Consider the following 9,982-nt stretch of genomic DNA (forward strand, 5'->3'; position numbering starts at 1 on the left):
TCAGCGATGACGACGCGGTTTTTTCTTCATCGCGCGCATCTTATCCCGTGCCTGCGAACCGAAGCGATCCGCCCATTCCTGACGCAAGCGCCCGAGTTCATCGCGCCATTGCGCCGCTTTTTCAAACTCCAAATCTTTCGCCGCTTGGCGCATGGCCTTTTCCGTCTCCACAATACGGGCATGCAAGCTTTCATCGGTCGCTTCGCTCATGTCGGCGTCATATTCCTTGCGCCAATCCGTTTCCGCCACCTTGGTCAGGGAAATTAAATCTTTCACTTCTTTAATAATGGTCTTCGGTGTAATATTGTGTTCCGTATTATACGCCTCTTGTATTTTGCGACGGCGCTTTGTTTCTTCCATCGCGCGCGCCATCGAGTCCGTGACATGATCCGCGTATAAAATGACATGCCCTTTGGAGTTACGGGCCGCCCGCCCGATGGTCTGGATCAAGCTGGTATCGGAACGCAAAAAGCCTTCCTTATCCGCGTCCAAAATCGCGACAAGCGAAACTTCCGGCATATCCAATCCTTCGCGCAGCAGGTTGATACCGACCAGCACATCAAATACGCCGGCGCGCAGATCGCGGATAATCTCCGCCCGCTCGATGGTGGCGATATCGCTGTGCAGGTAGCGCACTTTGACATCCATTTCTTTAAGAAAATCCGTCAGATCTTCCGCCATCTTTTTCGTGAGCGTGGTAATCATCACGCGCTCATTATCTTTCACGCGAGCGCGGATTTCGCCCAAGAGATCATCCATCTGACCGCGGATCGGCCGCACTTCCACCGACGGATCCAACAGGCCCGTGGGGCGAATAATCTGCTCGGCCATATTCGTCTGTACCGACATTTCATACGGGCCGGGCGTCGCCGAAATATAGACGATCTGATTGATCCGTTCGACGAACTCATCAAACATCAACGGCCGGTTGTCTGCCGCGGAAGGCAGACGGAAACCGTAGTCGATCAACGATAATTTACGGGAACGGTCACCAGCGTACATGCCGCGCAACTGCGGCACGGTGACATGCGATTCATCGACCATGATTAAAAAATCATCGGGAAAATAATCCAGCAGCGTGTACGGCGCTTCCCCGGGCGCGCGGCCCGAGAGATGCCGCGAATAATTTTCGATGCCCGAGCAGTACCCGATCTCCCGAATCATTTCCAAATCGTAACGGGTGCGCTGCTCCAAGCGTTGCGCTTCCAACAATTTATTTTCCGATTGCAATACCGCCAATCGTTCATCCAGCTCCGCTTCGATGGAGTGCAAAGCGCGCTCCATTTTCGCGCCGGTGGTGACGTAATGGCTCGCCGGATAAATCGCGACGTGCGTACGCTCGGCGATCACTTCGCCCGTAAGCGTATCGATTTCCGTCAGGCGATCAATTTCATCACCGAACATCTCGATGCGGATAATCTGCCCCGACTCGCCGACCGGAAACACTTCAATCGTGTCACCGCGCACGCGAAACGTGCCGCGGACCAAATTCATATCATTGCGTGTGTATTGAATATCCACCAACTTGCGCAGGATTTCCTCTTGCGGCTTCACCTGACCTTTACGCAGAGACGCCACCATCTCCGTATAGTCCTCCGGATCGCCCAAGCCGTAAATGCAAGAAACCGACGCGACAATAATTACGTCACGACGTTCAAATAAACTCATCGTCGCCGAGTGGCGCAATTTATCGATCTCATCATTGATCGACGCGTCTTTTTCAATATAGGTATCCGTCGACGGAATATAAGATTCCGGCTGGTAGTAATCGTAGTAACTGACAAAGTAAGCCACTTCATTATCGGGGAAAAACGCTTGAAACTCGCTCGCCAACTGCGCCGCAAGCGTTTTATTCGGCGCGATGATCAAAGTCGGTTTTTGCACCTCTTCAATCACTTTCGCCATCGTATACGTCTTGCCGGTACCGGTAGCTCCCAGCAGCACCTGCGCCCAATAACCGTCACGAATCCCCTGCGCCAAATTCGCAATCGCTTGCGGCTGATCGCCCATCGGCTGAAACGGAGCGTGGACTTTGAACGGAACGGGTGTACCGCTGTATGTTCTTTTTAAATGTTTCATAGTACCCCCTGTATATGCGTATTTCTCATATAATTATTATATCATATCTAAAAAATTCTATATTATTCCCTGATTATGCGCCACGCGTAATAAGCATGTCAGATAAATTATTCGCCGCCCGTTTTGACGTACAAAAAAAGTCTCGCGGTCACGAGACTTTCATTTTTATGGTGCGCCTAGCAGGAATCGAACCTGCGCACCCGGTTCCGGAGTTTTAAATCATGGTTTTTGTTACTTTTTCTAAAGCTACTAATTTACCACAAAGGGCTATAAATAAGCGTTTTGCCTGAATTTCTGCTTTGATAAACTTGGCCTATTATTGATAAATTTATAAAGTTAATAGAGTTATTGGGCTCAAAATTGGGCTCAATAACTTTTTTCTTTATCGGCCATCTTATAGATACCATTTTTGATAAATTTTTCCTATTTGTCTATTCAACAAGAAACTTAAAAAAGGACCAGATTTACAAATCTGCTCCTTTCATCAATACTTACTATGACGCCTTCTTCCCGGCCTTTAGCATCGCTACTTTTGTGTACGGCTTTGACGATGAGATCTGTTTGTTGTCCGAGCAGTGTGCGTCCCTGTATGTTTATATGTTTCCTCTTAATTATTGTTTTAACAATTCAATAATTTCATCCTGGGCCTGTCTGCCCTCCCTAAAAAATCTAGCCAAGGGATAGCAGTGACACATTCCTTTACCTACAATGATTTCGTATGGAGCTTTGTATTTTTCCATTGCTTTTTTAAATTCCTCCGCAAAGGCATAGAGGCATTCATTTTCGCCGTAATAAAAATATGTTTTCGGAAAGTCGGTAAAATCTCCCACAGTTCCGTCAAGCATATATTCAGGCAGATCTTTATCGCCTTTTGTAATTTCCCTTGCCGTTTTAAAATATGTAGGTTCAATTATTATGTCTTTGTGATTAAGTGCATTTACTCTTTCCCAAATCTCTTTATTTTCTTTTAGATTTACATCGGGTATGCCGCCCGGTGATACTGAAATTATTTTGCCGGGCATTTTAACAGGTCTTCCAATTGCATTGTTGTGCAAAAATATTCCTATTGCCAGACAAGCTCCTGATGAAAATCCCAGGACACTTATGTTTTCCGCCTTATAACTTTCTGTCATCAGCCTATAGGTTTCAAATGAAACTTCGTATGTCTTATCTATCTTTACATCTTCCGAGCAAAGTGGATAGAATAAAAACCAAACATCTTTGCCGGTTTGTTCCATTATTCTTTCCGACAAAGCAAAATCCAATTTGTCAGGTTGTGTAATCATTCCACCGCCAAATAGATATAGTACTGCTCCCTCTGCATGGCTCTTATTTTTTTGATAGGATATAAGCCTGTATCCCATAACGTCTCTTACAATGAGATCGTAATTTTTTCTCTCGGCTCTTTTCCTCGCTTTATCTAAATCAAATACCGCCTTTGAGTTTTTTCCCTTTGCATACTCAAGCATCTCTTCTTTGTTCTTTAAAAACACTTTTTTGACACCGGCAAGTCTTACTATTGTCGATGCAATTTTATATGCAACGCTCATTTCACCCCTCCGATTGATACTCAATTAATCTCAATTCCCAAAATTTAACATCTATAGATAATCCTTGTAAACTGGGTTCATTCTCTATTGCCTGTAATAAAGTAAAGGGAGTTACACATCATTTTCTAGATAGTCTCCGGCGGATTATTTTCTCCCAATAAGAAGGGTTGAACCGTAAAGTCCTAACAATAAAGCTTCTTTGTGACCCATAAAAAGACCCTTTGTTGTATCAATTAATTGCACATCTTCGTAGCCATCTTTTTTAAGCTTTTCGATAAATTTATTCATATCTCCGTATCTTGACTTACTCATCAAATCATGAATAACAAAAACTCCACCTTTTTTAAGTACACGAAGTGTTTCTAGTAAAAGTTTTTGTTTATTTTTCCCCGTTATATTGTGATAAACATAGTTGCTTGTTACTGCATCAAAGCTCTCATCTTCAAATGGAAGCTTGACCGCATTGCCATTTTCAAAGCTCACATTTGTTACTCCCTCAGCCCTCGCATTGTCCTGGCAGAGCTTCTTTGAAAATTCACCCTTATATCCCCCGCTCCATATGTCACAACCCACCATGGTCGCTTTTGGATTTCTTTTTGCACATGCTATGGTAAGTGCACCGCTGCCACATCCTACATCAAGTCCAACTCCACCATCCGGTATCTCAACATACTCTGCGACACCTTCTATAATAGTTTTGGCGAGTTTTCTCTTACCCTTGTAATCAAAAGTTCGATACATATGAGAAAGCATGATTGAAAAGAATAAAAGTATCAAGGCTGCAAGTCCCAAAATAATTCCCCAGATAGTCCTTTGCCTTCCTTGAAGAATGAGGTCACTTGCACCAAATAAGATGAATAAAATAAGACATACAATACTTTCAGCAATCTTAGCCTTCAACAATCTTTTAGGAACCCAGTTTTTGTAGTCAGCTTTTGTCTTGTTATCAATAAAATTTGATTGTTTCATAAAAATTTCTCCTGTAAATAATAATTTTAATCTTTTGCCTTATAAGCTTATAAATTCACATTAGTATAGTTTATCAATAAGCTTAGGTAGTAAATAAAATATATTAAGTTAAACCAACCACCGCGAATAATCATGTGCAATCCCTTTGGCAATCTCCCGGCAAGAGGAGTGAGAGTCAAAAGAAATATAGGTGTAAATAGAGCTTGCCATATTGGAAATACTGTGAATCCAAATAAAATTATCAATGTTGTTCCTATGTTTGCTATAGCCATAGTTCCAAAAACCATTTTTGCTTGAAATTTTAAAAATTTTAAAAATTCATCAAAGGCTCCCTTGTTTTCGTATCTTGATAAAAGGCCTAAGTAGGCACATTGAATATGATAAGAGCCTCCCAGTATCATGCCAAAAATATTTATTAAAAATACAAAGCACGCAAGACTTAAATAATTTTCTTGACATGATAAAACAATATGATAAAAGCCAATACAATAAATAAAGGCAGATATTGGACCTAAAAGACCACCAAGGTATAATCTTTTTGTGCTAACATTTTTCATTATGCCAATAATGCTATTTATAGTATCTTTGCCATCGTAATCATTTGGATCATAATATAAAATCATGTCTCCCAAAAACATCAAGAATGAACCCAAGAGACCTATTAAGATACATTTGTTTAAGGTCATAAGTCTAACTCCTTTTTATATTAAATGATATTTATTATCATTATAATTATAGCATCTAACATAACACAGATTCCTTTCAATTATATGATTTACTGCGTTAAACTAAATAAAAAATAAAGGCAGTCCAAAGACTGCCTTTATTTTTTATCATATTGGAATAATCTATACCACTTTCAGGTTCTTCGAAATAGACAAATGGAGAGTCCCTATACATAACAGATGCTATTGCAAGTCTTTGCTTCTGTCCTCCTAATAAATAAATTCTTCTGCCATTTTTGTCTTTACTATTAAATTCTTGTAAACCTTTGATTTTTGTAAAAGCTCTTCATGGTCACCTTGGCTTTCTACTCTTCCGTTTTCAAGAACTACTATCTTGTCTGCATTTTCTATGGACTTCATTCTGTGTGAAATAATGACAACTGTCTTATCTTTAATTAAATTACTTAATGACTCTTGAATTTTTTTCTCGTTGTCAACATCAAGGCTTGCTGTAATTTCGTCTAATATCAATATCGGTGCATCTTTTAAGAAGGCTCTGGCTATAGATAACCTTTGTCTTTCTCCGCCTGATAGCTCAGCACCGTTTTCACCGATAACTGTATCAAAACCCTTATCCATTTTTTCTATAAAATCTGTGCAATTGGCAAGCTCTGCTGCTTTTATAACTTCTTCGTCACTTGCATCTTGCTTTCCAATCCTAATATTTTCCATGACGCTTTGATTAAAAAGAACCACATCTTGGAAAACTATTGAGACCTTATCAAAAAGAGATTCTGTTGATATTTCTTTTATATCTTTGCCATCAATTAAGATTTGTCCATCGTCATAATCATAAAGTCTTGATATGAGTTTCAAGATAGTTGTTTTACCGCATCCACTTGCTCCCACCAAAGCAGTTACCTCTCCTTGCTTAGCTTTAAAATTTATTCCATTTAAAAATTTTGCGTCTTTATTGTAAGAAAATTCAACATCTTTTAGATCAATATCAAATTTTTTCAAATTATAGTCTTCGCCCTCTTGTAATTCTTGATTTTGAATTTCTTTAAGTCTTTCAATCTTTGGCGTTAAATAAAATATCTCCATCATGCCCTCTTTGGATGCATCTAGAGAGTCTTTTATCTTCATAGCCGCTAGTAAATATCCTATAAGGTAGAGAGGGCTTATCTCTTTATTAATAATTAGATTTACCCCAACAAGTATTACGACAGCAAGGGAAATAAAGCTAAATATTGAAGATATGGACATAGTTAAAATAAGTCCTATTTCTGTCTTTAAGTGGACTTTTTCACTTTTATCCATTTTTTCATACAGCTTTTCTTTCATTTCCTCTGATAAGCCATAGGCTTTAATCTCCATTTGCATCTCGATATTTTCTTGAAAACTTTCAGAGTTTTCTCTTAAGGCGTCATAATATCTTTTCTCTCCCTTAACTGAATGTTTTTTAGATAAAGGTATAAATATAAAACTTAGAATCGTTGGAATAATTACAGCTAAACCCATCTTGACATTGCCCACTAGCATCATGATGGATATAAGCGGGAAGAATAGTGCCATGCCGCCCACTTTTGGTATCGAGTGGCTCATTGCATGCTCTATGCCTTCAATATCAGCCATAATTGTTTGTGAGAGATCGGAAATATCATGCTTAGAAAAGTATGATAGAGGTAGTTTTGATAAATTCTCTGCTGTTCTTACCCTTAAATCTGCACTTTCTTGATATGTTGTGCTATATAATTTATCGTATTCGATAGAAAGCAAAATATACATTGCTATCAAAGTCAAAACTGAGAATGCTAGATAAAATCCCTTGCTTTTGTCAATATTCTCCAAAACTTCTTGCGCAAAAATCATTAGTAATATGGCAGGAAGCATGGTTATACAATAAACCAAAAATGAGGACAGTGTTGCTTTAGTTAAATTCTTCGCTCCTTTATCTGTAAGAGCAAATCTTTTTTTATAAAACTCCTTCATTTAAAACTCTCCATTCATTCGCACTGTTAAAGAGCTCTTGCAGTCTCTTATACCTTGTATCTCTTGACATTAATTCTTTGTCAGAACCTCTTTCTATAATTTTTCCATTATCCATTACAAGAATTTCATCTACATCTTTAATTGTAGAAAGTCTATGAGCAATCATGATAACTGTTTTATCCTTCATAAGGTTCTTGAAAGCTTTTTGTAGTTCAAACTCGTTATCCGGGTCAATAGATGCTGATGCTTCATCCATAATAATAATTTTGGAATCCTTCAAAATTGCTCTGGCAATTGCAATTCTTTGTTTTTCTCCACCGGATAAATAAACTCCTTTTGAGCCTATGATTGTCTTTTCTCTTTCAGGGAATTTGTCTAATATCAAATCGCATCCTGCTAATCTTAAGGCCCTCATGACATCATCTTTGACCGCGTCTTTATTGGCTAAAGCAACATTGTCATAAATGCTATTCTTGAATAATTTTGAATCTTGAAAAACAAAGGAGATAGCTTTAATTAAGGCTTCGTCAGAATATTCAGATATTGGCATACCGCCTATCTTTATGCTTCCTTCATTAACATTGTAAAAACCTGATATAAGTTTTGCTACTGTTGATTTACCTGATCCAGATGAACCGACAAGTGCATAGGACTTCCCTTCTTTCAATTTAAAGGATAAGTTTTCAATGACGGCTTTATCATTATAAGCAAAGCTTACATTGTCAAAGTCTATATTATAGTTTTTGAAATTATTGACATTACCATGCACCAATTTGTCTTTTTGCATATCTTCGTAAAGCGCCTCTAAGGTATCTACTGCATAATTGCCTTGAGAGATGTATAGGGAGTACCACATCATTCTCATAAATGAAACAAAGAGGACTCCCGATAAAAATAAAATCATGATAAGCTCAAGCAATATCATCTTGGCGCTGCCTAAGCTAGTCATAAAATAAACTATAGGTATAATTAAAATTGCAATTAATCCAAAGAATAACCATTGATACAAAACATAAGGCTTTTTACAAGACAGTGAATAATCATAAGCATACTTTGAATAATCTTTTATCGCCTTATAAAAGCTTTTAAATGACTCTACATTTGCTCTAAATATTTTTACAACTTGCATTCCTCTAACGTATTCAACGGTCTCGGCACTTAGTTTAGATAGAGCTTCCTGGTATATCTTCATAAATTTTTGCTCGCCCATCATTGCCCCTAAAATTAAGCAGCCAATTATTGTAAGAGCAAGTAAAGTGATGCCAACCCTTATACTTACTATAAAGCCAAGTACAAGCACAAGCACGGGTGTAATTATTGCCTGAGAGCTATCAGGAATCATATGAGCTACAACCTGATGTGTTTGTGCGGCATTATCATCTATGATCTTTCTAATTTTCCCAGAAGGATTTAAATCAAAGAACCTAAAGCTTGCGTTCTCTAAACCATCAATTCCTCTTTTTCTTAAATTTGTTTCAAGCCTAAATCCCAATAAATGGGAAAAAGCTCCTGAAGCAAAATAAAATATTGCTCCTGCTGTTAATATAAGAGCAGATTTTATTGCTAAATTTTCTGCTCCAGATAAATCTGTATGGATAATTAAATTGTCTAAAAATCTGTAGATTAAATAGTATCCATATACTGTAAGTACAGCAGATATAGCAGAAAAAATTATAGCGAAAAATCCAAGATATTTTTTGTCTTGTACATAAGAAAATAGCTTTTTATAAATCTTCATAATATTATCTCCCTTTTCTTTGATATCCCGTTTAGATATAAATTTGTTTTGTTGATAATAACTATCATTACATTTTTATCATACATCGGTTATAATTACTAATACAATAGTTTTGAATTAATAAGGCTAATTGGAATATTGTCTAAAAGGGATAGGCGAATTATGAGTTACTATGATTTTGTAAAAGATTATATGAAGGTAGATGAATGTAAAAACAATAAGAAGTATTCAAGTGCAGGTCATACATTTTGTTGGAGCAAAAATAATTCAACTCATGCAGAAGGGCTTTATTGGTTTTATGAAGGAGATGGCTTCATTATTGATGTCCACGATTTTTATATCAGAGAAGAAGTTATTCAAAATAGTACTTATAGTATGTCAGACTATGTTTCAATCTATTCAAGCTACATCGTCAGCGCAAATGGCGAGAAATTTAGTCCTTATCAAACTTTGACTGCAAACTCTTTATGCACTCTTGATTTTGATAATATAAGAGATGACTTCCTGTTTTTATTACACGAGAATTCATATTATCTTTCTGTTTCTATAGGCTTTAAAAGAGAACTTTTGGAAAAGCACCTATCATCCATTAATATTGATCCAGAATCTTTTTATTCGACCTTACTTCAAACGAATCAAATTATACTTACAAAGGCCTTAGAAAAAGTGGCAATGGAAATATTAAATTGTAAGATGGACGCTCCTGCCGCTGATTTTTTCTTTAAAGCCAAAGCAAATGAATGGATAAGTATAGCAATAGATACCTACTTAAATAGGAAGAAATATAAAATTGAGTCTGATGATAATAAAGCACTTGAAGATGTAGCAAGATTCTTAGATGATCATTTCGCCATGAATGTAAATCAAGAAACCCTTGAAAAAATCTCAAGAATGAGCGGAACAAAATTAAAAAATTTGTTCAAAGAAAAATATGGTCAAAGCATTACAGAATACACCCAAAGAAAAAGAATGAATGTAGCTGAAACTCT

The 9,982-nt window shown here is 37.4% G+C and carries 7 protein-coding genes; 1 reads left to right on the forward strand and 6 read right to left on the reverse strand.

The genetic code is table 11. The features are described 5' to 3' along the window. The 6 genes from uvrB to KIB08_RS04635 form a co-directional block, all read right to left on the reverse strand. Window positions 1–2,079: an excinuclease ABC subunit UvrB gene (gene uvrB, locus KIB08_RS04610; RefSeq protein WP_303990193.1), complete on the reverse strand. Its 2,079-nt coding sequence runs from the start codon at window positions 2,077–2,079 to the stop codon at window positions 1–3. A gap of 611 nt (window positions 2,080–2,690) precedes the next feature. Further along, window positions 2,691–3,629 (reverse strand): alpha/beta hydrolase, encoded by a 939-nt coding sequence (locus KIB08_RS04615; protein WP_288186805.1) that lies wholly within the window; start codon window positions 3,627–3,629, stop codon window positions 2,691–2,693. A 144-nt stretch (window positions 3,630–3,773) separates the two neighbouring features. Further along, window positions 3,774–4,598, reverse strand: a complete 825-nt coding sequence (locus KIB08_RS04620; RefSeq protein WP_288186804.1) for a class I SAM-dependent methyltransferase — start codon at window positions 4,596–4,598, stop codon at window positions 3,774–3,776. A gap of 47 nt (window positions 4,599–4,645) precedes the next feature. After that, complete coding sequence (locus KIB08_RS04625) at window positions 4,646–5,284, reverse strand: DUF6796 family protein (RefSeq protein WP_303990197.1); 639 nt, start codon at window positions 5,282–5,284, stop codon at window positions 4,646–4,648. A 249-nt stretch (window positions 5,285–5,533) separates the two neighbouring features. After that, on the reverse strand, window positions 5,534–7,255 hold the full coding sequence (locus tag KIB08_RS04630) for an ABC transporter ATP-binding protein (RefSeq protein WP_303990198.1): 1,722 nt from the start codon (window positions 7,253–7,255) through the stop codon (window positions 5,534–5,536). Further along, window positions 7,239–8,993 (reverse strand): ABC transporter ATP-binding protein, encoded by a 1,755-nt coding sequence (locus KIB08_RS04635; RefSeq protein ID WP_303990201.1) that lies wholly within the window; start codon window positions 8,991–8,993, stop codon window positions 7,239–7,241. Before KIB08_RS04635 ends, KIB08_RS04630 begins: the two co-directional genes overlap by 17 nt. Before the next feature lie 162 nt (window positions 8,994–9,155). Between KIB08_RS04635 and KIB08_RS04640 the strand changes: the two genes are divergently transcribed. Further along, window positions 9,156–9,982 (forward strand): AraC family transcriptional regulator (locus KIB08_RS04640; RefSeq protein WP_303990204.1); only part of this gene is annotated, 827 nt, incomplete at its 3' end.

The organism is Negativicoccus succinicivorans (assembly GCF_018372215.1).
In the GTDB taxonomy this organism is placed as follows: domain Bacteria; phylum Bacillota; class Negativicutes; order Veillonellales; family Negativicoccaceae; genus Negativicoccus.

Coding starts and splice junctions, on each gene's coding strand:
- uvrB (WP_303990193.1), bottom strand. CDS start 2,079: ATGAAACATTTAAAAAGAACATACAGCGGTACACCCGTTCCGTTCAAA.
- KIB08_RS04615 (WP_288186805.1), bottom strand. CDS start 3,629: ATGAGCGTTGCATATAAAATTGCATCGACAATAGTAAGACTTGCCGGT.
- KIB08_RS04620 (WP_288186804.1), bottom strand. CDS start 4,598: ATGAAACAATCAAATTTTATTGATAACAAGACAAAAGCTGACTACAAA.
- KIB08_RS04625 (WP_303990197.1), bottom strand. CDS start 5,284: ATGACCTTAAACAAATGTATCTTAATAGGTCTCTTGGGTTCATTCTTG.
- KIB08_RS04630 (WP_303990198.1), bottom strand. CDS start 7,255: ATGAAGGAGTTTTATAAAAAAAGATTTGCTCTTACAGATAAAGGAGCG.
- KIB08_RS04635 (WP_303990201.1), bottom strand. CDS start 8,993: ATGAAGATTTATAAAAAGCTATTTTCTTATGTACAAGACAAAAAATAT.